The organism is uncultured Lutibacter sp. (genome assembly GCF_947495725.1).
GTDB lineage: Bacteria > Bacteroidota > Bacteroidia > Flavobacteriales > Flavobacteriaceae > Lutibacter.
The window spans coordinates 20,690-45,533 of sequence record NZ_CANLZZ010000001.1 but is presented as its reverse complement, the minus strand read 5'-3'; the positions used below and the strand labels follow the sequence as shown (position 1 = coordinate 45,533).

Annotated in this window: 24 protein-coding genes and 1 riboswitch; of the genes, 18 read left to right on the top strand and 6 right to left on the bottom strand. The window is 30.7% G+C overall.

Annotated elements, in window-relative coordinates; genetic code table 11:
- The first annotated feature begins 12 nt into the window (after nt 1-12).
- The 16 genes from nrfD to Q0776_RS00120 all read left to right on the top strand — a co-directional run bounded on the left by nrfD (nt 13) and on the right by Q0776_RS00120 (nt 18,136).
- Entirely contained in the window at nt 13-1,722 is a 1,710-nt protein-coding gene (gene nrfD / locus Q0776_RS00195) for an NrfD/PsrC family molybdoenzyme membrane anchor subunit (RefSeq protein WP_298363367.1), read from the top strand.
- A 9-nt stretch (nt 1,723-1,731) separates the two neighbouring features.
- Nucleotides 1,732-2,253, top strand: coding sequence for a DUF3341 domain-containing protein (locus tag Q0776_RS00190; protein WP_298363364.1), 522 nt, complete (start codon nt 1,732-1,734; stop codon nt 2,251-2,253).
- An 8-nt stretch (nt 2,254-2,261) separates the two neighbouring features.
- Nucleotides 2,262-2,816, top strand: coding sequence for a cytochrome c (locus Q0776_RS00185; protein ID WP_298363363.1), 555 nt, complete (start codon nt 2,262-2,264; stop codon nt 2,814-2,816).
- A 28-nt stretch (nt 2,817-2,844) separates the two neighbouring features.
- Nucleotides 2,845-4,161 carry a quinol:cytochrome C oxidoreductase gene (locus Q0776_RS00180; protein ID WP_298363361.1) on the top strand — a complete coding sequence of 439 codons (1,317 nt, stop codon included), beginning with the start codon at nt 2,845-2,847 and terminating at the stop codon, nt 4,159-4,161.
- A gap of 92 nt (nt 4,162-4,253) precedes the next feature.
- Complete coding sequence (locus Q0776_RS00175) at nt 4,254-5,261, top strand: cytochrome c oxidase subunit II (protein ID WP_298363359.1); 1,008 nt, start codon at nt 4,254-4,256, stop codon at nt 5,259-5,261.
- Nucleotides 5,262-5,293: 32 nt separating this feature from the next.
- Nucleotides 5,294-7,045, top strand: a complete 1,752-nt coding sequence (locus tag Q0776_RS00170) for a cbb3-type cytochrome c oxidase subunit I (RefSeq protein WP_298363358.1) — start codon at nt 5,294-5,296, stop codon at nt 7,043-7,045.
- A gap of 76 nt (nt 7,046-7,121) precedes the next feature.
- Entirely contained in the window at nt 7,122-8,144 is a 1,023-nt protein-coding gene (gene ruvB / locus Q0776_RS00165; protein ID WP_298363356.1) for a Holliday junction branch migration DNA helicase RuvB, read from the top strand.
- 76 nt (nt 8,145-8,220) lie between these two features.
- Nucleotides 8,221-9,954, top strand: a complete 1,734-nt coding sequence (locus tag Q0776_RS00160) for a SulP family inorganic anion transporter (protein WP_298363352.1) — start codon at nt 8,221-8,223, stop codon at nt 9,952-9,954.
- Between the two features lie 4 nt (nt 9,955-9,958).
- Nucleotides 9,959-11,695 (top strand): solute carrier family 26 protein, encoded by a 1,737-nt coding sequence (locus tag Q0776_RS00155; protein WP_298363351.1) that lies wholly within the window; start codon nt 9,959-9,961, stop codon nt 11,693-11,695.
- Nucleotides 11,696-11,804: 109 nt separating this feature from the next.
- Nucleotides 11,805-13,220 (top strand): MBL fold metallo-hydrolase, encoded by a 1,416-nt coding sequence (locus Q0776_RS00150; protein ID WP_298363350.1) that lies wholly within the window; start codon nt 11,805-11,807, stop codon nt 13,218-13,220.
- A 112-nt stretch (nt 13,221-13,332) separates the two neighbouring features.
- Complete coding sequence (locus tag Q0776_RS00145; protein ID WP_298363348.1) at nt 13,333-13,746, top strand: rhodanese-like domain-containing protein; 414 nt, start codon at nt 13,333-13,335, stop codon at nt 13,744-13,746.
- A complete protein-coding gene (locus Q0776_RS00140) occupies nt 13,743-14,303 on the top strand; it encodes a DUF3365 domain-containing protein (protein WP_298363347.1) in 561 nt (186 codons plus the stop codon). The genes Q0776_RS00145 and Q0776_RS00140 overlap by 4 nt, the downstream gene beginning before the upstream one ends.
- 6 nt (nt 14,304-14,309) lie before the next feature.
- Nucleotides 14,310-15,767 (top strand): FAD-dependent oxidoreductase, encoded by a 1,458-nt coding sequence (locus Q0776_RS00135; RefSeq protein WP_298363345.1) that lies wholly within the window; start codon nt 14,310-14,312, stop codon nt 15,765-15,767.
- Nucleotides 15,768-15,999: 232 nt separating this feature from the next.
- Complete coding sequence (locus tag Q0776_RS00130; RefSeq protein WP_298363344.1) at nt 16,000-16,452, top strand: pyridoxamine 5'-phosphate oxidase family protein; 453 nt, start codon at nt 16,000-16,002, stop codon at nt 16,450-16,452.
- Between the two features lie 54 nt (nt 16,453-16,506).
- A complete protein-coding gene (locus Q0776_RS00125; protein WP_298363343.1) occupies nt 16,507-16,713 on the top strand; it encodes a DUF2892 domain-containing protein in 207 nt (68 codons plus the stop codon).
- A gap of 112 nt (nt 16,714-16,825) precedes the next feature.
- Nucleotides 16,826-18,136 carry an FAD/NAD(P)-binding oxidoreductase gene (locus tag Q0776_RS00120; RefSeq protein WP_298363340.1) on the top strand — a complete coding sequence of 437 codons (1,311 nt, stop codon included), beginning with the start codon at nt 16,826-16,828 and terminating at the stop codon, nt 18,134-18,136.
- A gap of 58 nt (nt 18,137-18,194) precedes the next feature.
- Here the strand turns inward: Q0776_RS00120 and Q0776_RS00115 are convergent, their stop codons facing one another.
- Nucleotides 18,195-20,570 (bottom strand): TonB-dependent receptor, encoded by a 2,376-nt coding sequence (locus Q0776_RS00115; RefSeq protein ID WP_298363339.1) that lies wholly within the window; start codon nt 20,568-20,570, stop codon nt 18,195-18,197.
- Between the two features lie 69 nt (nt 20,571-20,639).
- Nucleotides 20,640-20,729: riboswitch (TPP riboswitch) on the bottom strand.
- Between the two features lie 107 nt (nt 20,730-20,836).
- Between Q0776_RS00115 and Q0776_RS00110 the strand changes: the two genes are divergently transcribed.
- Nucleotides 20,837-21,322 (top strand): sigma-70 family RNA polymerase sigma factor, encoded by a 486-nt coding sequence (locus Q0776_RS00110; RefSeq protein WP_298363338.1) that lies wholly within the window; start codon nt 20,837-20,839, stop codon nt 21,320-21,322.
- A gap of 7 nt (nt 21,323-21,329) precedes the next feature.
- A complete protein-coding gene (locus Q0776_RS00105; RefSeq protein WP_298363336.1) occupies nt 21,330-21,929 on the top strand; it encodes a hypothetical protein in 600 nt (199 codons plus the stop codon).
- Here Q0776_RS00105 and arfB read toward each other — a convergent pair whose 3' ends face one another.
- Genes arfB through Q0776_RS00080 form a run of 5 tightly spaced genes read right to left on the bottom strand, consistent with a single transcriptional unit; the run spans nt 21,930 to nt 24,832 of the window.
- Complete coding sequence (gene arfB / locus Q0776_RS00100) at nt 21,930-22,331, bottom strand: alternative ribosome rescue aminoacyl-tRNA hydrolase ArfB (protein ID WP_298363335.1); 402 nt, start codon at nt 22,329-22,331, stop codon at nt 21,930-21,932. It lies immediately after the preceding gene.
- Nucleotides 22,332-22,333: 2 nt separating this feature from the next.
- Nucleotides 22,334-22,909, bottom strand: coding sequence for an ATP-binding protein (locus Q0776_RS00095; protein WP_298363334.1), 576 nt, complete (start codon nt 22,907-22,909; stop codon nt 22,334-22,336).
- Nucleotides 22,873-23,502: a nicotinamide riboside transporter PnuC gene (gene pnuC, locus Q0776_RS00090; RefSeq protein WP_298363333.1), complete on the bottom strand. Its 630-nt coding sequence runs from the start codon at nt 23,500-23,502 to the stop codon at nt 22,873-22,875. Before pnuC ends, Q0776_RS00095 begins: the two co-directional genes overlap by 37 nt.
- A complete protein-coding gene (locus Q0776_RS00085; protein ID WP_298363331.1) occupies nt 23,503-24,210 on the bottom strand; it encodes a geranylgeranylglyceryl/heptaprenylglyceryl phosphate synthase in 708 nt (235 codons plus the stop codon).
- Nucleotides 24,203-24,832: a 4'-phosphopantetheinyl transferase family protein gene (locus tag Q0776_RS00080; protein ID WP_298363327.1), complete on the bottom strand. Its 630-nt coding sequence runs from the start codon at nt 24,830-24,832 to the stop codon at nt 24,203-24,205. The genes Q0776_RS00085 and Q0776_RS00080 overlap by 8 nt, the downstream gene beginning before the upstream one ends.
- Nucleotides 24,833-24,844: the final 12 nt, after the last annotated feature.

The window sequence follows — 24,844 nt, the reverse complement described above, 5'->3', positions numbered from 1 at the left end:
TTAAATTAGATTATGTCGTCTCATTACGAAGCACCTATTAGAAGACCTTTAATCATTGGAGATAAAAGCTATCACGATATCACTGTTGAAGTTGCAGCTCCAGTTGAAGGTAAAGCAAATAAATTATGGTGGACAGTTTTTATAATTGCGCTTTTAGCATTCCTTTGGGGTGTAGGTTCAATTATGTACACTATAGGAACAGGAATTGGAGTTTGGGGTTTAAATAAAACCGTAGGTTGGGCCTGGGATATTACAAATTTTGTATGGTGGGTTGGTATCGGTCACGCCGGTACTTTAATTTCTGCTGTATTGTTGTTATTCCGTCAAAAATGGAGAATGGGTATAAACCGTTCTGCAGAAGCAATGACCATTTTTTCAGTTGTTCAAGCAGGTTTGTTCCCAGTAATACATATGGGGCGTGTATGGAATGCTCACTTTGTGTTACCTATTCCAAATCAGTTTGGTACTTTATGGACTAACTTTAACTCTCCATTATTATGGGATGTATTTGCAATTTCAACTTATTTATCCGTGTCATTGGTATTTTGGTGGACAGGTTTATTACCTGATTTTGCGATGTTACGTGATAGAGCTGTAAGACCATTTCAAAAGAAAATTTATAGTTTATTAAGTTTTGGATGGACTGGTAGAGCGAAGGATTGGCAGCGTTTTGAAGAAGTTTCATTAGTGTTGGCTGGTTTAGCAACTCCATTAGTTCTTTCTGTACATACAATTGTATCATTTGATTTTGCTACATCAGTTATTCCTGGTTGGCATACAACTATTTTCCCTCCATATTTTGTTGCAGGGGCGGTATTCTCTGGATTTGCAATGGTAAATACTTTGTTAATTATAATGAGAAAAGTTTCAAATCTTGAAGCTTATATTACAAAACAACATATTGAATTGATGAACATAGTAATTATGATTACTGGTTCTATTGTAGGTTGTGCTTATATTACTGAGTTATTTATTGCTTGGTATTCTGGTGTTGAATATGAACAATATGCTTTTTTAAATAGAGCAACCGGTCCTTATTGGTGGGCTTATTTATTAATGATGAGTTGTAACGTATTCTCTCCACAATTTATGTGGTCGAAAAAGTTAAGACAAAGTATTACATTCTCATTCATTATATCAATTGTTGTAAATATTGGAATGTGGTTTGAGAGATTTGTAATTATAGTAACCTCTTTACATAGAGATTATTTACCATCATCTTGGACAATGTTCTCACCTACATTTGTGGATATTGGAATATATGTTGGAACAATTGGATTCTTTTTTGTGTTATTTTTATTGTACGCAAGAACGTTCCCAGTAATTGCGCAGGCTGAGGTTAAGTCTATTTTGAAATCTTCAGGAGAAAATTATAAATTATATAGAGATGCTGGAGGTAAAAATCCTGCTCCTGCTAAAGTAGCTAAGAAGGTTAAGGTTGAAACAGTTGTTTCAAATGATTCTTCAGATCAAAAAAATAATTTACTAGGAAGTTTAGGAATTTTCGATAAAGAAACTCAAACAGCCGATGATTTAAAATTAATTAGCGGTGTTGGGCCAAAATTAGAAGGAATATTAAATAATATTGGTATTTATAGTTTTGACCAAGTAAGTAAGATGACAGATAAAGAATATGATTTGTTAGATTCTCTATTAGATTCATTTAAAGGGAGAGCAAAACGTGACGATTGGGCAGGTCAAGCTAAAAATTTAAAAAAATAAAGAGTAAATATGAGCTCAAAAGTAATACAAGCAATGTATAATGATGATGATGTCCTAATGGATGCTGTGAAAGAAGTTCGTGCAGCAAATCATCATATTGAAGAAGTTTATACACCATTTCCGGTTCATGGTTTGGATAAAGCAATGGGGCTAAAAGGTACAAGAATTGCAATAACGGCTTTTATGTACGGATGTGTTGGTTTTTCATTTGCTATTTGGATGATGAATTATATGATGATTGAGCAATGGCCTCAGGATATTGGAGGGAAACCTAGTTTTAGTTTCTTTTTAAATATGCCAGCTTTTGTTCCAATTATGTTTGAATTAAGTGTGTTTTTTGCAGCCCATTTAATGGTAATTACTTTTTATATGAGAAGTAGACTTTGGCCATTTAAAAAAGCAGAAAATCCTGATCCTAGAACAACAGATGATATGTTTGTAATGGAAGTATTAGTTGATGGAAATGAAGCGTCATTGATTTCATTTTTAGAGAATACTGGAACTGTTGAAATTAAAGTAACTGAAAAGTAAAAATTAAAATGAAAAACATTTTAAAAATAACAATAGCATTGGCTTTTATTTTTACATTATCATCATGTTGGGGTGATAAAACAAAGCCAAATTATCAATACATGCCTGATATGTATAAGTCGGTAGGATATGATACTTATGGACAAAATCCTAACTATGCAAATGGTATGACAACTCAATTACCTGTTGAAGGAACCATTGCAAGAGGTCAAGTACCTTATGATTATGATAATTCAAATGAAGGTTATGAGGCTGCAAAATTAGACTCGAAAAATCCTTTAGAGATTAACGAAACTAATTTGGAGAATGGAAAAAAAATGTATAATATTTATTGTGCGTCTTGCCATGGAAAAACTGGAGCCGGAGATGGAACCTTAGTGAAAAGAGATAAGTTTTTAGGGGTTCCAAATTATAAGGATAGAGATATAACAGAAGGAAGTATCCATTATGTTATTATGCATGGAAGAAATATGATGGGATCTCATGCATCTCAATTAACAGCTAAAGAACGTTGGCAAGTTACAATGTATGTTCAACAGCTTAGAGCAGAATTATTAAAATAACACTTTTACTAAGATAGAATTTATTAATATGTATACCTTTTCAAGTAAATTAAAAACATTTTCATTTGCCTTAATGATTGTAGGTCTTTTGGGTGTTGCTTACGGTTTTTTGTCTACACCTAATTCAGTAGAAGATGTTAAAGTTATGTTGCAAGAGAGTCATGATTCTCATGGCGAAGTTGCGACAAGTCACGATAATGTTAATCATGGCGAATCACATGAAACTGCTCATTCTGATGATACACATGCAGAGCATGCTTTTCATTATTTAAAAAACAAACCTTGGTCAGCATTATATGTGGCATTGTTTTTCTTTTTTATGATTTCATTAGCAACATTGGCCTTTTATGCAATTCAACATGCATCACAAGCTGGTTGGCCAGTTGTGTTATTTAGAGTTATGGAAGGAATTACTGCCTACTTACCAGTTGGAGCAGTTTTATTATTTGTATTTTTTGTGCTTTCATCACTACATATGAATCATTTATTTACTTGGATGGATGCTGATGTAGTTGCACATGATGAATTAATTCAAAATAAATCAGGTTATTTAAATGTACCTTTCTTTTTATTAAGAGCTGCAATTTATATTATAGGTTGGGTGGTTTATCGTCAATATGCAAGAAAATTAACGTTAGCACAAGATAAGGCTAATGATAACAGTAATTACACCAAGTTATTTAAAAGTTCGGCAGCATTTTTAGTATTCTTTTTGGTTTCTGAGTCTATGATGTCTTGGGATTGGATTATGTCTTTAGATCCGCATTGGTTTAGTACATTATTTGGTTGGTATGTTTTTGCAAGCATGATTGTTTCTGCAGTAACTACAATTGCATTAATATCTATTTATTTAAAAGGAAAAGGGTATTTAGAATTTGTAAATAATAGTCACTTACACGATTTAGCAAAGTTTATGTTTGGGTTTAGTATTTTTTGGACTTATTTATGGTTTTCACAATTTATGTTAATCTGGTACGCAAACATTCCAGAAGAAGTTACCTATTTTGCTTCACGATTTAGTGAGTATAAAATACCATTTTTGGGAATGTTAGTATTGAATTTTGCATTTCCATTACTAGTGTTAATGAATAGTGATTTTAAACGTGTAAATTGGTTTATTGTTTGTACAGGAATTATTATTTTAATTGGACATTATGTAGATATTTTTGTTATGATTATGCCAGCGACAGTTGGTGACCAATGGTTCTTTGGAATTTCAGAAATAAGTTCTGTTTTATTAGTGTTAGGATTATTTATATATGTAGTATTCACAGCATTAACAAAAGCACCACTTTTAGCAAAAGGAAATCCATTTATTAAGGAAAGTGAGCATTTTCACTATTAATAGTTAAAAAACATTTAGAAAAAAGTCCTGAATTGTTATAAATTCAGGATTTTTTTTATATTTGACACCACTAAAAAAATTAAAAACATAAAATGACAGCATTACTCTATATTTTACTGGCAATAGTTATTGCCGTGGCCATATGGCAAGTAGCTAGTATCTTAAAACTAAAAAGTGTTATTGCAACTGAAAAAGATAACAATATTCAAGGAATTTTATTTGCTGTTTTTGGAGTATTCTTTTACGGGTTAATGATATTTTCATTTGTAAAATATTCAGCATTATTATTACCTGATGCAGCTTCATTGGAAGGTGAAAGGTATGACACTCTTTATATGGTAACAATGGTCTTGATTTTGGTAGTACAAGCTATTACCCAATTCTTATTGTTTTATTTCGCTTTTAAATATAGAGGAGTAAAAGGAACAAAGGCGTTATTTTATGCAGATAGTCATAAATTAGAACTAATTTGGACAGTAATACCAGCAGTAGTTTTGGCGGGTATGGTACTGTATGGATTATCTGTATGGATTGATGTTATGGATTCTTCAGATGCTGAAAATCCATTAATTGTTGAAGTGTATGCAAAACAATTTCAGTGGGAAGCACGTTATGCTGGAAAAGACAATGAACTAGGTTTAGCTAATGTTAGAAATATCAAGGGTATTAACACGATGGGTGTTGATATGTCAGATAAGAATGCTTTGGATGATATACCTGTTAGAGAATTGCATTTGCCAAAAGGACGTAAAGTTATATTTAAGTTTCGTTCACAAGATGTTTTACACTCTGCTTATATGCCTCACTTTAGAGCTCAAATGAATTGTGTTCCTGGAATGGTAACTCAATTTGCATTTACACCATCTATGACCACGGAAGAAATGAGGTTAAATGAAAAGACAATTGCGAAAGTTGATAATATAAATGAAATAAGAGCTGAAAAAGGAGAAGACCCTTATGAGTTTGATTATTTATTATTGTGTAATAAAATTTGTGGTGCATCGCACTACAATATGCAAATGAAAATTGTGGTGGAAGAAGAAGCCCAATTTAATTCTTGGTTAAATAGTCAAAAAACTATGGCGCAAGTTGTTCAATAAAATTAACTACTACCTTACTAAAAAAATATAATATGTCAGATCATCATCATAAAGAAACATTTGTAACCAAGTACATATTTAGTACTGATCATAAAATGATTTCTAAACAGTATTTAGTTACTGGTATTTTCATGGGAATTATAGGTGTATTTATGTCAATGTTATTTCGTTTGCAAATAGCTTGGCCTGAAAGGTCATTTTCAATTATTGAGGCCTTTTTAGGGCATCATCAAGATGGAGGAGTTATGTCTCCAGATATTTATCTTGCTTTAGTTACAATACATGGTACTATAATGGTGTTTTTTGTATTAACGGCAGGATTAAGTGGTACATTTAGTAACCTATTAATACCATTACAAATTGGGGCACGAGATATGGCTTCGGGGTTTTTGAATATGGTTTCCTATTGGTTATTCTTTTTGTCAAGTTTATTAATGGTTATTTCTTTGTTTATTGAAGCAGGACCCGCATCAGCAGGTTGGACAATTTACCCACCTCTTAGTGCATTGCCACAAGCAATTCCAGGTTCAGGTTTAGGAATGACACTTTGGTTGGTATCAATGGCTATATTTATAGCCTCTTCATTATTAGGTGCATTAAATTATATTGTAACTGTTTTAAATTTAAGAACAGTTGGTATGAAAATGACAAGATTGCCTTTAACAATTTGGGCTTTCTTTATTACTGCTATTATTGGTGTAGTTTCGTTTCCAGTTCTTTTGTCTGCAGCATTATTGTTAATTTTTGATAGAAGTTTTGGAACATCGTTTTATTTATCTGATATTTTTATTCAAGGAGAAGTTTTACATTACCAAGGTGGTTCACCTGTATTATTTGAACACTTGTTTTGGTTTTTAGGGCATCCAGAGGTTTATATTGTTTTATTACCAGCCTTAGGAATAACTTCCGAAATTATTTCTACAAATTCAAGAAAACCAATTTTTGGATATAGAGCAATGATTGGTTCAATTATAGCTATTGCGTTTTTATCAACAATAGTTTGGGGTCATCATATGTTTGTATCTGGAATGAATCCATTTTTAGGTTCTGTGTTTACATTTACAACTTTATTAATTGCAATTCCATCAGCTGTAAAAGCTTTTAATTATATAACAACGCTCTGGAAAGGAAATTTACAAATGAATCCTGCAATGCTGTTTTCAATTGGATTGGTCTCAACATTTATTTCAGGAGGTTTAACAGGTTTAGTGTTAGGGGATAGTGCATTAGATATTAATGTTCACGACACATATTTTGTAGTAGCTCATTTCCATTTAGTAATGGGGGTATCTGCAATTTATGGAATGTTTGCGGGTGTGTATCACTGGTTTCCTAAAATGTATGGTAAAATGATGAATAAAACATTAGGTTATTGGCATTTCTGGCTTACTGCTGTTGCTGCGTATGGAGTTTTCTTTCCAATGCATTTTATTGGCTTGGCAGGATTACCACGTAGATATTATTCTAATACAGCATTCCCGTTGTTTGATGATGTAGCAGATGTAAATATTGTAATAACCTTATTTGCTATTTTAGGTGGTTCAGCACAAATTATTTTCTTAGCTAATTTCTTTATTAGTATTTATAAAGGTAAAAAGGCAGAGCAAAACCCATGGAGATCTAATACTTTAGAATGGACTACACCAGTGGAACATATTCATGGAAATTGGCCAGGTGAAATTCCAGCTGTTCAACGTTGGGCATATGATTATAGCAAGCCAGGTTATGAAGAAGATTTTGTTTGTCAAACAACTCCTTTAAAAGAAGGAGAAGAAGAATCATAAATGTCAATTTTAATATAATATTGAAAACCTTTCTAATTTTTTAGAAAGGTTTTTTATTTCTGCTATCTTTGTTTTTATGAATGAAAACTTAAACCCTGATAAAGAAAATTTCACATCGGAAGAATTCGATGTTGAAAAAAAATTAAGACCATTAAGTTTTGATGATTTTACTGGACAGGAGCAGGTTTTAGAAAATTTAAAAATATTTGTTGAAGCTGCAAACCAAAGAGAAGAAGCTTTAGATCATACTTTGTTTCATGGACCTCCAGGTTTAGGTAAAACAACATTAGCACACATTTTATCTAATGAGTTGGGTGTTGGATTAAAAATTACATCTGGTCCTGTATTAGATAAACCGGGAGATCTAGCTGGTTTGCTTACAAATTTAAGTGAACGTGATGTTTTGTTTATTGATGAAATTCATAGGTTAAGTCCAATAGTTGAGGAATACCTATATTCTGCGATGGAAGATTACCGGATTGATATTATGATTGAATCCGGACCAAATGCTCGTACTGTACAAATAGATTTAGAGCCTTTTACATTAATAGGTGCAACAACACGATCGGGATTGCTAACAGCACCTATGCGAGCCCGTTTTGGAATTAGTAGTAGACTGCAATATTATAGTAGTGAATTGTTAACAACAATTGTTCAAAGAAGTGCTTTAATTTTAAAAGTTCCTATTACAATGGAAGCAGCTATTGAAATTGCAGGAAGAAGTAGAGGAACTCCAAGAATTGCCAATGCACTTCTTAGAAGAGTACGTGATTTTGCACAAATTAAGGGCACAGGATCAATTTCTATTGAAATAGCCAAATATGCTTTAAAAGCATTAAATGTGGACGCTCATGGTTTAGATGAAATGGATAATAAAATATTAACAACTATTATCGATAAATTTAAAGGAGGACCAGTTGGTATTAGCACATTATCAACAGCGGTAGGCGAAAATTCTGAGACTATTGAAGAAGTTTATGAACCATTTTTAATACAAGAGGGTTTTATTATGAGAACTCCACGAGGAAGAGAGGTAACGGAATTGGCTTATACTCATTTGGGAAGAACCAAAGGAAGAACTCAAGGAGAATTATTTTAAACAATGTGACTTGTGTCACAATACTAATATTTTATCAACGTACTTTTGTGTAAATTAAAACTCTAAATTTCAACATATGAGTTTAAATAAGATATTTCCTTTTTTAAAATGGCTTCCGCTAGTTAAACAAACTTGGAAAAGCGATTTAATTGCTGGATTAACCGGAACAATAGTAGTGATACCTATGGCAGTTGCATTTGCTATGATTGCAGGATTACCACCAGTATATGGTTTTTATACAGCAATGATAACTCCAGTAATTGCTGCTCTATTTGGATCATCTTATCATTTAATATCCGGACCAACAACTACAAGTTCAATTGTTGTATTTGCAATTATTAGTAAATATGTAAGCCCTGAAACCGAATTACAAGCATATATTTCATTAGCAATTTTAATTTCATTTATGGCAGGAATTATAAAGTTGTTAATGGGGTTAGCAAAAATGGGTAAGCTGGTGAATTTTGTTTCAAATTCTGTTGTAATTGGTTTCGCTGCTGGCGCGGGTATTTTAATTGCTGTGAAACAATTAAAACATGTTTTTGGTATTAAAGTGCCACTAGGTAGTTCGTTTTATGAAATTTTAGTGCATATTGTTAAACATATTGAAGAAACTAATGTTTACGTTTTAGCTGTTGCTTTAGGAACTTTGCTAGTTGCAATAATTATTAAAAAATATATAAAGATACTTTCAAAATTACATATGTTAATTGCAATGATTTTGGGAAGTGTGGTAACATTTTTAATAGGTGGAGAAAAACTTGGTATTGAAACCGTTGGTTTTGTTCCATCAAATTTACCTCCGTTTATGATTCCCGATTTTAATTTTGAAAATGTAAAAATGTTGAGCTCTGGAGCAGTAATATTGGCTTTACTTGGTTTAGTTGAAGCTGTTTCAATTGGAAGATCCATAGCGCTACACTCTCATCAAAAGTTAGACAACAACCAAGAATTTATTGGGCAAGGCCTAACTAATATTATTTCAAGTTTTTTCTCTTCATATGTTAGTTCGGGTTCATTTACACGATCAAGTGTAAATTTCCAGGCTGGAGCAAAGACACCATTTTCAGCCATTGTTGCCGCAATAGGATTAATGATAGTTGTTTTGTTTTTTGCTGAATATGCATCATATTTACCAATCCCAGCTATGGGAGGGATAATACTAATGATTGGATATAGTTTAATTGATGTTCATCACATAAAGCAAATTATAAGAAGTAGTAAAAGAGAATTTATAGTTTTAGCAGTAACATTATTAGGTACTTTGTTTTTTGAATTAGAAACAGCATTGTTTTCGGGAATAATAATTTCGTTATTCTTCTATTTAGAAAGAACTTCAAAACCACATATTGCTGTATTCGGTAAAAATAAAGATGGTAAGTTACTTTATGTAATAAGAGATGATTCAGCAAAAGAATGTGAACAGTTAAAAATTATAAGAATTGATGGTTCTATCTATTTTGGAGCCATTGAGGTTATCTCCGATTTTTTTACAGATTTATATGAAAACGATAAAAGAAAAAATTTATTAATTATTTCTACAGGAGTAAACTTTGTTGATTTAGCTGGTGCAGAATGGTTAATGCAAGAAACATTGAAATGGCGCAAGAGAGGTGGAGATATTTATTTTGTTGGATTAAAAATTATTAGTCAAGATGTTCTTAGGAAGGGAGGATTTATGAAAATAATAGGTCCGGAAAATTTCTTTAAAGATAAAAACACCGCAATTGATACAATTTACCCAAAGTTAGATCCAGAAATTTGTGCAGGGTGTACTACAAGAATATTTAACGAATGTAGTAAAGTTTAAAACAATGAATTTTAAAAAATATATTCCGATACTTGAATGGCTTCCAAGCTATAAAAAAGAATGGTTTAAGGGGGATTTGGGAGCCGGTTTAACGGTTGGAATTATGCTAATTCCACAAGGAATTGCATATGCTATGATAGCCGGCTTACCGCCAATTTATGGGTTGTATACTGCAATGATTCCTCAAATAGTATATGCTATTTTTGGAACATCAAGACAATTAGCTGTAGGTCCTGTAGCAATGGATTCGTTAATTGTAGCTTCTGGAGTTGCAGCTTTAGCAGAGATTGGATCCCAGCATTTTATTGAGTTCGCTATTCTTTTAGCTTTTATGATGGGAGTTTTGCAAGTTGCTTTTGGTTTTTTTAAATTAGGCTTTTTAGTAAATTTTTTATCTAGACCGGTAATAAGTGGATTTACTTCTGCAGCGGCATTAATTATTGGACTTAATCAGTTAAAAAATTTACTGGGTATTCAAATGGATAGAGATAATGGAATTCATAATTTAATTATGGATGCCTTCAAACATATATCTGAAATAAATTGGTTAACATTTGGAATAGGTGTTATTTCAATAATTATTTTGGTTTTTTTTAAACGTTTAACCACAAAAGTACCAGCGGCATTAATTGTTGTGGTTTTAGGAATATTGGTGGTTAAACTATTTAAATTAGATCAATATGGGGTTCAAATATTGGGGGAAATTCCAAAAGGATTACCAGAGTTTATAATTCCTAAATTCGAAATGTCAACACTGGAATCTTTATTTCCAATTGCATTAACATTATCTTTTATTGGTTTTTTAGAGGCTATTTCAGTTGCTAAAGCCATTGAATTAAAACACGATAATTATAAAGTAAAACCTAATCAAGAATTAATAGCTCTTGGTTTAGGAAATATTGTAGGATCATTTTTTCAAACCTATCCCGGAACCGGTGGATTGTCTAGAACAGCAGTTAATAACCAAGCTGGAGCTAAAACACCATTGGCGGCCATAATATCTGGTTTAGTAGTTGGATTTACGCTACTGTATTTAACGCCAATATTTTATTATTTACCTAAATCGGTTTTAGGTGCAATAATTGTTGTGGCTGTTTTTGGGTTACTAGATTTTACGGTACCAAGACAGTTATTAAATTATTCAAAAAGAGAATTAATTATCTTAAATATTACTCTAATAGTAACAGCAACAATTGGAATTAAAGAAGGTATTTTTATTGGAATTACCCTATCCTTAGCAATGCTAATATATAGAAGCACTAAACCACATGTAGCAATACTTGGACAAATTCCTGACACCCATTTTTATAGAAATGTGAGCAGGTTTGAAGGCCTTTTAAAAACAAGTGATGAATTATTAATATTACGATTTGATGCTCAAATTTATTTTGCGAATGTCAATTATTTTAAAGATAAATTGGAAGAGTTTATTGCTCAAAAAGGAGAAAAATTAAAGCTAATAATAATTGATGGTGAAAGCATTAACAGTATAGATAGCTCTGGAGTGTATATGTTAAAAGATTTAATTAAAAGATATAAGAGTCTACATATTGAAATTGTTTTTAGTGGAATGAAGGGGCCAGTTAGAGACGTTTTAGAAAAAAGCGGGATCATGAGTAATATAGGATATACCAATTGCTTTATGAGTATCCAAGAAGCTGTAGATAGCTATAATGAACGTAAGAAAAATTTGGAAACCGACTACAAATTTTCAAATTACATTAAACAAACCAATAATTAAAAAAAACTTAATTTTTTTAATTATGTAATCTGGGTTACAAATATAAGAAAAGTTTCTTGTAGCTTTGAAGTACTCCAATTAGGTATAATCGAATTAAAATCAAATAATTATGAAAGTAGAACAATTGTTTACGGGCTGCTTAGCAGAAATGGCTTATTATATTCATTCTGACGGTGAAGCTGCAATTATTGATCCTTTAAGAGAAACGGAACCATATATTGAAATGGCAAAAGCGGATGGAGCAAAAATAAAGTATGTATTTTTAACTCACTTTCATGCCGATTTTGTTTCTGGTCAAGTTGATCTAGCAAAAAAAACTGGTGCAACTATTGTTTTTGGGCCTAATGCGCGCCCAAACTATGAAATTCACCAAGGTACGGATGGCGAAAAATTTAAAATAGGAAAGCTTACATTACAACTGTTGCATACTCCAGGGCATACAATGGAATCTTCCTCATATTTATTAATTGACGAGAAAGGAAAAACACCTTATGTTTTTACAGGCGATTGTTTGTTTATAGGTGATGTTGGTCGTCCAGATTTGGCAGTAAAATCAGATATGACACAAGATGATTTAGCAGGTCATTTATTCGATTCTTTGAGAAATAAAATAATGGTTTTACCAGATGATATTATTGTATATCCTAATCATGGAGCTGGTTCCGCTTGTGGAAAAAATATGAGCTCAGAAACTTTTGATACTTTAGGTAATCAAAAGAAAACCAACTATGCTCTTAGAGCTGATATGACAAAAGAAGAATTTATTAAAGAAGTAACTACAGGTTTAAAACCTGCACCACAGTATTTTGGAAATAATGTTAGAATGAATAAAGGCATTAATACAAGTATTGATGAAATTTTGAAAAAAGGAACAACTCCAATTGATGCAGATTCTTTTAAAGAATTAAGTGAACAGGATGATATTTTAGTTGTTGATACTCGATCGAAAGAACTATACGCTGAAGAAGGAACAGTTCCTGGAGCTTGGTATATTGGGGTAGAAGGTGGTTTTGCACCTTGGGTTGGAGCTTTAATTAAAGAAATAAACCAAAAAATAATTTTTATTGCCGAAGAAGGTAGAGAACATGAAGTTGTTACAAGATTTTCACGTGTAGGTTACGATAATGTTCAGGGTTATTTAAGAGGAGGAATTCACTCTTGGTTGGCTGCAGGTCACAAAGTTGATAAAATTGGATCTATTTCTGCAATTGAATTTGCAAATAGATTAAAAAAAGGCACAATGGATGCACCTGTTGATGTAAGAAAAGAATCTGAATATCTATCGGAACATGTAGTTGGTGTAGAAAATTTTCCATTAGATTTTATTCATACAAATTTCGCAGAAATTAATCCAAATAAAGAATACTTTTTACATTGTGCAAGCGGATATCGTTCGCTAATTGCCGCGTCTATATTTAAGGCAAACGGAGTTAAAAATGTTACAGATGTAAGAGGTGGATTTAAAGATATTAAGGATACAGATGTAAAATTAACAGATTACGTTTGTCCTACTACATTATTGTAAATGTTCTTTTTATTTAATGTTAGGGGAGTTATTTAGCTCCCCTTTTTTTGTTTAGTAACATTGGTTACTACAGTTTATCTTTGTAAAATTACATTTGTATAAAATCAAAAACATGAACATAAATTTATTAAAAACATTCATCTTTTTTATAGCTGTTATTAGTTTTGGATGTAAAAATCCTAAACCTTCTAAAACAGTGACTCAATCTGGTATAATAAACGTTGTTACACCAATAGAATTTAAAGATAAAATTCAAAATAATACATTAATTGATATTAGAACTCCGCGTGAATTTGAACAAGGACACATTGCAGGTGCCATTAATATTAATTTATACGATAAAAGTTTTTTAGAACAAATAGCAAAATACGATGTGTCAAAACCAATATTTATATACTGCCGTTCGGGTAGTAGAACTTCTTCAGCTTCAAAAAAAATAGCTAATTTAGGTTTTACACAAATCTATGATTTACAAGGTGGTATTTCAAATTGGTATAGAAACAAATTAACAATTGTAAAAGAATGAAACAGTTACTATTAATTTTATTTTTTGGAAGTTTTATTTCATGTAATAAAGGTTTTTCTGAAAAGGAGAAACAAGAATACATGGTAAAGGGAAATGAAATTGCCCAGGCATCATTTAATGAATTGAGTACAAATTTAATGACTCAAATGAAAGCAGGTGGTCCAGCGAAAGCAATACCTTTTTGTAAGGATGAAGCCTTAAATATTCTAGATGAATTATCTAAAAAACACAATGCAATTGTCAAAAGATCCTCAGATCAGTTAAGAAGCTGTAAAATAGAACCTAAAGAAAGAGAACTGGAGGTAATAGAAGCTTATAAACAATCAAAAGAGAATGGAGAGGAATTACTACCAATAGTAGAAATCGATTTAGAAAATAAGAAACACTTTTACGCACCAATAATTGTCCAAGCAAAATGTTTAACATGTCATGGAAAAGTTAATGAAACAATGACAGTTAAAACAGATTCAATTATAAAATCTATTTACCCTTTTGATATTGCTACAGGTTATAGTGAAGGGGATGTTAGAGGTGTTTGGAGTATAACATTTAATTAGTGAATTATGGCTAAAGTTGTTGTTTTAGGAGCTGGAATTTCAGGACATACAGCAGTATCCTATTTAAGTAAATACTTAAAGGAAGAACACGAAGTTGTTATGGTTTCACCAAATAGTAATTTTCAATGGGTGCCCTCTAATATATGGGTTGGAGTTGGATTAATGACTCCAAACCAAGTAAAATTTAAGTTAGAACCAGTTTATAAAAAAATGGGAGTGAATTATAAACAAGCCCTTGCTGTTGCTATTCATCCCGAAGGAGATTCAGAAAATGAGAAAGGCTTTGTAAAAATTAAATATGTTACTGAAGATAAAAAGGATGTTGAAGAAAAAGTAACTTATGATTATTTAATAAATGCTACTGGTCCAAAATTAAATTTTGAAGCAACTGAAGGTTTAGGTCCAAAAAAGTTTACACAATCAGTATGTACTTATAATCACGCAGCCCACGCCTGGGAAGATTTACAAAAATCTTTCAAAAAAATGGAAAACGGCGAAAAGCAAACTTTTTTAGTTGGAACTGGACATCCTATGGCAACCTGCCAAGGAGCAGCATTTGAGTATATTTTAAATATTGCTTTTGAAATAAATAAAAGAAAACTAAATCACTTAGCCGATTTATGGTGGATTACTAATGAATATGAATTAGGTGATTTTGGTATGGGAGGTGCATATATTAAACGAAATGGATACATAACACCAACCAAAATTTTTGCAGAATCCATTTTAAAAGAATATGGAATTCGTTGGATTAAGCAAGCCGGCGTTTCTAAGGTGGAAAAAGGATTAGTTTATTACGAAACATTAGATGGTGATTTAGCAACAAAAGAATTTGATTTTGCAATGTTAATACCCGGTTTTGCTGGTGCAGGAATGAAAGCTTTTGGAAAAGATGGAAGAAATATAAGTAATGAAGTATTTGCAGGTAATGGAATGATGAAAGTTGATGCTGATTATTCATCCAAGCCCTATGAAGAATGGAGTGCAAAAGATTGGCCTTTAATTTACCAAAGTGTAAATTATAAAAATATGTATGCTGCAGGAATTGCTTTTGCACCACCACATGCAATGTCTAAACCAATGCAAAGCCCAAATGGAACAAAAATATTTCCAACACCTCCACGAACAGGAATGCCTTCAGGTGTAATTGGAAAAATAGTAGCTCAGAATATTATTTATCAAATAAAAACTGGAAAAAAAGATCATCCACATGAAGCTTCTATGGCTAAAATGGGAGCTGCTTGTATTGTTTCTGCTGGTTACGGAATAAGAAAAGGACAAGCTGCTGTTATGACAGTTAATCCAATTGTACAAGATTGGGAAAAATATCCGAAGTGGGGGAGAAATATAAATGATACGGTTGGTGTAGTTGGTACTGCAGGTCATTGGATGAAATTATTTATGCACTACATGTTTATTTACAAGGCAAAAGCAAAACCTTTTTGGTGGCTAATTCCAGAATAATTTTTTTTATTATGAATAAAAGTTTAGATAAAAATATACCTTATAGTAATATGTCTTATGGTACAGAACCAACAAGAATGGTTAAATTTATGAGGTCGTGTTTTCTAATTCAAATTTTTAATTTTTTTAAGTTAAATTTGAAAGTAATGAAAATTGTTGTAAAAGGTCATTCGTAAATATTAACAATAAAAATCAATTATAATTTCTTATTGTTTTATTTAATCTAAGGAAAATGGAATTAACAAAAGAAATTAAAAATTGTATTGATAAAAGCGTTTTATGTTGGCTTGCAACTGTGTCAGCAAACAATATTCCCAATGTTTCTCCAAAAGAAATATTCAATTATTTTGGAAAGGATGAAATAATAATTGCAAATATTGCATCACCTCAAACCATAAAGAATATAGAAGAACAAAATAATGTATGCATTAGTTTTATAGATATTCTTGTCCAAAAGGGGTTTCAGATAAAAGGTAAGGCAAACATAATTGATAAAAATGATTCTGAATATTTAGAACGAGAAAAGATATTGATTAAAATGACGAAAGGAAAATTTCCTTTTACTTCAATTACAATAATTTATATAGGACAAATAAAACCTATAATAGCTCCAAAGTATTTTCTTTTTCCAGAAACAACAGAAGCTGAACAAATAAGAGATGCAAAAATAACTTATGGATTTTAGTTTTAAAATAAAAGATTTTTCGTAATTTCAATTAGAATATTACAAACTAAAAAAATGAGAAGAAATTTAGGAAGTACCGATCGAATTGTACGGATGATTTTGGGAGTTGCTATTGGTTATTTTGCTTTTTCAACAGAAATTGAAACTTCATGGGTGCAGACATTATTGTATATAATTTCAGCAATTTTATTAATTACAACACTTGTTGGTAGTTGTCCATTATATTCAATTTTTAGGATGAATACTTGTGAAGTTAAGTAATAATATGAGTTCAAATAAATAGAACTATTTTGCGTGACTAAAATCACATAAAATAGTTTTATTTTTAATAATTTCCCAATCAAATTAATTGCTAATTTTAAATTCAAAGCCAATGCCAAAACATTTTCAAGTTTTAGTAATAGGAGGAGGAACTGCAGGTATAATGGTTTCTTCAATGTTAAAAAAGAAATCTCCTTTATTAAAAATTGGTGTTATTGAACCATCAGAAACACATTATTATCAACCAGCCTGGACCTTGGTTGGTGCAAATACATATAATTTTCAAAAAACAGCTAAGCCTATGGCTTCATTAATTCCAAAAGGAGTTAAATGGATTAAAGAATTTGCTGAAACTTTTGAACCAGAAAAAAACAAGGTAATTACTAAAACAGGAAATGAGTTTACCTATGATTATTTAGTAGTTGTTCCAGGACTTAAAATTGCTCCGGAATTGGTTGAAGGATTAAAAGAAGCCATGGATAAAGGTATTGTATGTAGCAATTACACCAATCCAAAACATACATGGGATACACTGAAAAATTTTAAAGGTGGTACTGCATTATTTTCGCAGCCAACAACACCTATAAAATGCGGAGGTGCTCCACAAAAAATAATGTATTTAGCAGAAGAATATTTTAAAAAAACAGGTATTAGAGATAATACTGATATTATTTTTGCTTTACCTAGCGGATCTATTTTTGGAGTTAAAATTATTGCTGATACCTTAATGACAGTAGTTGATAAAAAAGATATTAATGTTCGCTTTTTTCATAAATTAGTAAAAGTTGATGCAGATAAAAAAATAGCTTGGTATGAAATAGATAAAGATTTAACAGCTGGTGGTTGTGTTACAATTGCTGATGGAGATGAGGCCTCATTGGATAGGGATATTCAATATAATTATAAAGATGTTAAAGTTACAAGAGAAGGAAATAGGTATGGAATTCATTTTGATATGATGCATCTTGCTCCTCCTCAATGCGCTCCAGATTTCATTAGAAATTCTCCTTTGGCAGCCGAAACCGGATGGGTAAGTGTTGATTCTAAAACAATGCAGCATACAAAGTTTAACAATATTTTTAGTTTAGGCGATGTTTCTAATTTACCAACATCAAAAACAGGTGCAGCTATTAGAAAACAGGCTCCTGTTGTTGTAGCAAATATTTTAAATTTAATTGAATCGAAATCACTTTCTTCAAGAGAATACAACGGATATACATCTTGTCCATTAATTACCGGATATGGAAAAATGGTATTGGCCGAATTTGATTATGAAAAGAATTTTATGCCAGATCCAAAATTGAAACAATTTCCAATGTTGTTAAGCGATTCTTCTAAAGAACATTGGCGTTTATGGATGCTTAAGAAATATGGACTTCCTTATTTATATTGGAATAAAATGATGAAAGGAATTGAAGTTTAAAAAAAGAAAAGCCTGAATGTAAAACACTCAGGCTTTTCTCTTTCATAACATTTTCCTTTTAAAACTTAAAAGTTGCTCCAACCAAAAAGTTTCTTGTTGCTTGTGGATAGTATCCTTGGACTTCAAAAGAATTTCCCGGAGTTGACCAATAATCCAAATATGTATATCCTCGATCTACATATTCCTTATTAAATATATTATTAATAAGAGCCGACAGCACAATAGATTTAAATATTGAATTTGGCTTTATTTCATAAGTTAAATTAAAGTCACTTGTAAAATAGCTATCAAGTTTTGAGGCTTCAGTATCTGTATTACTCATATATTGTTCTCCAACAAATTTTGATAATAAGCTAATATTTAAATTTTTTGCAGGTTGATAGTTTATTGAATTTCCTGCAATTATATCTGGCGAGAATGCAATATTTGTAGTTCCAATGTTTATACTTGTATCATCTCTTTCTAAAATAAAGTTTTTAATTTTATTGGAGCTAATTGTTAGGTTTGGACTTATGGAAAGCTTTTCTAAAAGTTTAATATTTGCATCAATTTCAAGTCCTAAACGATAACTATCTTCAACGTTTTCTCTTAAATACTCACCAACATCATTTAAACCTCCAGTTTGAATTAACTGATTTTTATATAACATATAATAAAAATTAGTATTTAAGCTAATAGTTTCATTTTTTAATCTCCATCCTAACTCAATATCGTTTAAAGTTTCATTTTGCACATCTGGACCATTTTTAAAATCGTCTCTATTAGGTTCTCTGTTAGCTCTTGCAAGAGATGTGTAAATACTGTTATTGTTATTTATTTTATAAGTTAAACCAACTTTAGGATTGAAAAAACTGTATGATTTATCAATATTTAAATTGTCTCTATCTGAAGTTAAACCATCGGTTTTGTAATTAACAAAACGTCCTTGAATATCAACCAAGGCGCTTAAGCTTTCATTTATTTTAAATGATGCTTTTGAATAAATACTAAATTCATTTTTTGTTGCGTCACTAAAATAATATTGATCTCTAATATTTGCATTTTCAGCCAATTGTTTTGCCCAAATAACTTCTCCAAAGTGGTCTCCTTTATAGTTACTCGCCGAAATTCCTGATATTACTTCGTAATCTTCATTTTTATAGTTGGCATTAAAGTTTAAAACGTAAAAATCATTATCTAACCATCGTCTTACAATTAAATCAGTTGCAGGACTTCCGTACCAATCCGTTCCGGTAGCTTCAACAATATTGTTGTATTTTGAAACTGCGCTTCCTTCTTTATATTGCTCAAAATATCCTTTCCCTTTGGTATAGTTTAATCCCAGATTTGTAGACCAATTATCGTTTAATGTTTCATTCCAGTGCAATTGATAATGGTCTTGCCAGTAGTTATCAGTTTCATTATCGTAAGTGTAAGGGTTTTGTTTTCGGTCTTCCTTTAATTCTTCAGCAGTTAAGCCATACCAAGCTTGGTAAGTTTTTTCTTTATTACCAAAAGTAATAGCCTTAATTAAGGTATTTTCATCTACGTACGATCCTTGTAAAAAGTACGATTTTAAATCTGAAAATGCTCTGTCAACATAGCCATCTGAGTCAATTTTAGAAAAACGTCCAGCAATTTCTATATGGTCATTTATTTTACCTGTGCTAAATTTAACAGTATTTTTATAGGTGTTATAAGAGCCTATAGCACTACTAATTTCACCGTAAGCTTCATCAGAAATTGCATCAGTTAATAAATTTAAACTTGCCCCAAAAGCACCAGAACCATTTGTTGAAGTACCTACACCACGTTGTAATTGCATACTTTGAGTTGATGAGGTGAAATCCCCCAAATTGACCCAAAATGTACCTTGGCTTTCGGTATCGTTGTAAGGTATTCCGTTTAAAGTTACATTAATTCTAGAAGCGTCAGAACCTCTTACTCTAATATAAGTATATCCAATACCAGCTCCGGCATCGGATGAACTTGTTACAGAAGGTAGGTAATTTAACAAAACAGGAATGTCTTGTCCTAAATTACGTTTTTCTAAATCTTCTTTAGTAACATTGCTATGTGTTACTGGTGAAGAAGGTTTTACACGAACGGCAGAAACCAATACTTCATCTAATTTTAAAAAACTATCAGATAAATCTATGGTTATCGAAGTGTTTTTAGTAAGATTTACTTGTACTTCTTTAGGTTCGCTTAAGGCACTAACAACCAAAATATAATTTCCTTTGCTAAGCTTTAAAGTAAAATTACCATTTAAGTCGGTCGAAGTTCCTTTTTTTGTTCCTTTTACAATAATACTTGCTCCTGGAATACTTTCTTGTTTATCTACCACTTTTCCCGAAATGGTAAATGTTTCTTGTGCATTTGCAGTAGTTGCAATTATTAAAAAAGCTACTAAAATCTTCACTTTTTTAATGTTCTGTTTTAAAAATTGTTTCATTTTTTTTAAATAAAACGATTTAAAAAGAGGTAATTAATCGATGTTTTGAATAAATTACACTTCCCAAGCGAATTCTTCGCTTTACTTCCCTTAACAGCATTACCTGTTCAGGTTCAATGGGTTTGATCTCAGCCGTTTTCGGCACCCCTTTTGAGATGCTGCAAAGCTACTTAATAATTTTGAATTCAAACAAAATTAAAATAAAATAAATTATTTTGTGATAAAATAAGGGTTATCAGTACTAATAGAGTATAATTATTTTTTAAATGCAAAATCAACAAGAGTTTATAAAAATTATAAAAGAAAACGAAGGGATTATTTTTAAAATAACCCTTACATATGCTTATACAAAGGAGCATCAGAAAGATTTATATCAAGAAATTGTTTATCAATTATGGAAATCTTTTGGAAGTTTTAAAGGAGATTCTAAAATAAGTACTTGGATATATAGAGTAGCTCTTAATACATCTATTACTCATTTAAAAAAGGAACAAAAGAAAGGCAAAACAATACAGTTTGAAAAAGTTTTGTTAAATAAAATTGACCATATAGATACTTTAATGGATGAAAGAATTCAATTATTATATAGGCATATTAAACTGCTTAATACTATTGAGAAGGGAATTATTCTGTTGTTCTTGGAAGGAAAAAATTATAATGAAATTTCTGAAATAACAGGATTTACACCAACTAATGTTGGAACTCGATTAAATAGGATAAAACAAAAGTTAAAATCTCAAATTATAAAATAGCAAAATTATGGATTTAGAAGAAATAAAAAATCAATGGGATAAGATGTCTAAAGACATTAAAAAGCAAAAGATATTAACAGATAAATTAATAATAGATATGACACAAGAAAAATACAATAATAAATTAAAATTAATATCAATTCCAGAAACTATTGGAACAGTAATTTGTTTTGCTGGGGCAATTTATATTTTTATAAATTTTGGCAAACTAGATACTTGGTATATGCAACTGAGCGGTTTATTTACAGCCTTATTTTGTATTATTTTACCAATTTTATCGCTTAGGTCAATTTTTGGAATGCAAAAATTAGATATGTCAAATAACAATTACAAACAATCTATAGAAAAGTTTGCCAAAAGTAAAAAGCAATTTGTTTTAATTCAAAAAGTAAGTTTTTATTTAAGCTTTATCTTAGTTTTGGTTTGTTTACCTGTTGCAGGAAAATTAATGAATAATAAAGATTTGTTTTTAGAATCCAAAGTTTGGTTGTGGTATATTCCTTTTGGATTTGTATTTTTATATGTTATTTCAAGGTGGGTTTTTAAAAAATATAAAAGAGCAACAACAAGTGCTGAAAATTTATTGAAGGAATTAGAAACATTATAACTATAAGTCGGGCTTTCTTCGGAAAGCCTTTTTAAATGCTAGTTTTTTCTTTTTATCTAATCTTTTTTGAATGCTAGATTTAGTAGGTTTGGTTGCTTTACGAACTTTAGGTTTTTTCAAACTTTTTTTAATTAATTCAAAAAAACGTTTAATCACTATCTCTTTATTTTTGTGCTGACTTCTACTTTCCGAACAAGATAAAGTTAGGACCTTTTCTTTAGAAATTTTGTTGGCTAATTTTGTTTGAATAAGAACTTTTTCTTCCAAAGATAATCCATTAGAAGCTTTAATATTAAAACTTAATTCTACTTTCGAAGAAACTTTGTTAACGTGCTGCCCTCCAGCTCCGCTACTTCTAACAGCTTTAAATTGTAATTCGTGTATGATAATTTCCGATTCCAATTTTATAGGTATCCTTTTTTCTTTAGTAATTTATCAATTTCTTTTACAGCGATTTTTAATCGAGTTTCTAGGCTTCCTTTTAATAAAACATATGGTTTATTATATTTTTTTAAGGCAAATTCAAAAGTTTCAAACATTTCTTTTCTTTGGTCGGGGTTTTCACGTATATCATCTGCTTCCCAAGGAGTGTCAATATAAGTTAAAAGATACAAATCATAATGATTTTCCAAGGCAGCTTTTTTTAAAATAGGATCAATTGTTTTATCATAGTAATTTTCAAAATAAACAACAGTTTCTAAAAGATCAGTATCACAAAATTGGATTTTGTCTGATTTTTTTACTAATTCATTTTCCAATTTTATTTGTCCATATGCAATAGGAAGTTGATCACTTCCATCACATAATTTACGCTTATTATTCCATTTTTTTTGTAAATACTCACGTGCATATTCTTGAACCCAAACGGTATTATAATGACGAGCTAATTTTCTTGAAATAGTTGTTTTACCTGTGCTTTCAGGACCAAATAATACAACCTTTATTAAGTTGCTTGGCTGTTGTTTAAGTGCTTTTTCCACGCTAAATATCCAAATATTGCTATTAATGTAAATCCTAAATATTGCAGACTTGTAAATGTAAATCCTTTATAGAAATATAAAGGTACAGAAATTATATCTCCAACAATCCAATAAATCCAATTTTCAATTTTTCTTTTTGCCATTAACCACATTCCTACAAAGAAAATTGCAGTTGTAATAGTATCTACATATGCTACCCAGCTTGTCCATTTATCAAAATATTTATACACAATAAACACAAAAATTATAGTGGCAATAAAAATTCCAATGCTCATTAATTTTTCCTTCGAAGTAGTTCTAGAAATAGGGGTGTGGTGTATATCATCAATCTTTTTAGTCCAAATGTACCAGCCATAAACGCTCATAATAAAGTAATAGCCATTTATCATCATATCGCCAAGTAATCCCCATTTTAGAAGTAAATAAACAAAAATGGAGGTGCTTATCATTCCTGTTGGGAAAACTAAAATTTTATTTTGTTTTGAATACCAAACCGATAAAAATCCAAAAACTACCGCTATAATTTCTAATACTATATCAATAGTTTCATATTCAAAATATTGTCCAAAAAAGAAGTTGAAAATATCGCTCATTTAAAATTTATTTTGTTCAAAAGCAGTGCCAATTACCACTAAATCGGCACCACTACAATATGTTTTTTTTAGTTGTTCTTTAGAACGAATTCCGCCACCAACAATTAACGGGATTTTCAATTCTTTTTTTACTGCTTTAATAATTTGTTCACTTACTGGATAATTCGCTCCACTTCCAGCCTCCAAATAAATTAATTGTTTTCCTTTATACATTCCCGCAACAGCAGTTGCTATAGCTAATTCTATGTTTTTTTGAGAAATAGCAGTTGTTTTACTAACTTTTAAAACCGAAGATTGTGTGCCACCATCAATTAAAATATATCCGGTAGGTATAATTTCCAAGCTAGAGTTTTTTAAATATGGAACTGCTTTAATTTGTTGTTCAATTAAGAATTCTGGATTACGACCTGAGAGTAAGGAGAGAAAAAGTAAAGCATCTGCTTTATTAGTAACTTGAGAAAAGTCCCCAGGAAATAAAACTACAGGTATTTTACTGCTTTTTTTTAGAGTTTCAACAAAAATATGCGTTAAACCATTCTTTACGGAACTTCCACCAACAAAAATAAAATTAGCCTTTAATTTTTCAATTCGTTTAACTGTATTTGGAATATCTTCGATAGAGGTTTTATCCGGGTCAAGTAAAATAGCCAATAATTTTTCGCCTTTTTTTACTGAAGATTGAATGTGTTTTAAAACTGATTTATTCATTTCCTATTGCATAAACAAGTGTAAAACCATTTAGTAGCTCAAAATGAATGTCGTAAAATTTATCCCAATCGTAAGTCCTAATATGTCCTCTGGTTTTTCCTTCAGCCATTTTAAAAGATTCAATATCTATATCGTTTTTAAAAGTTAAACCACCGTGGGGATAAATTTTATACAAACTTTCTTTTCCTCCCCAAATTACAGTTAGTTGTTCTATATAATCATCTTCTTTACTAATAAACCAACGTTCAAAATTTACAAATTTGTTTTGTATAATTTTAATTTTATCACGGTTCTTTTCAATATCAATTCCCACTTCAACATTACTAATAATTATTGCAGAGTATTCAAAAGAGTGTGTTATGGAAATGTTTTTGCCATCTTTTAAATGCGGTTTTCCATTCCCATTATAAAATAAATCAAAATCGGTATAACCCGCTTCTAATAATAAATGGCGAATACTTATAAAACCTCTTCTGTGTATTTCGCTTTTCATTGAGGCCAACCGGTTTTTACTTCTTTCAGTCAAGTCAATTCCTTCCGAAAGTTTGTCAAACGAAGCTTCAATTTTCCACACATAAACGGCTGTGTGTTTGTTGGGATTAATTGTTTTATATAAAGGCATTTATAATATCAA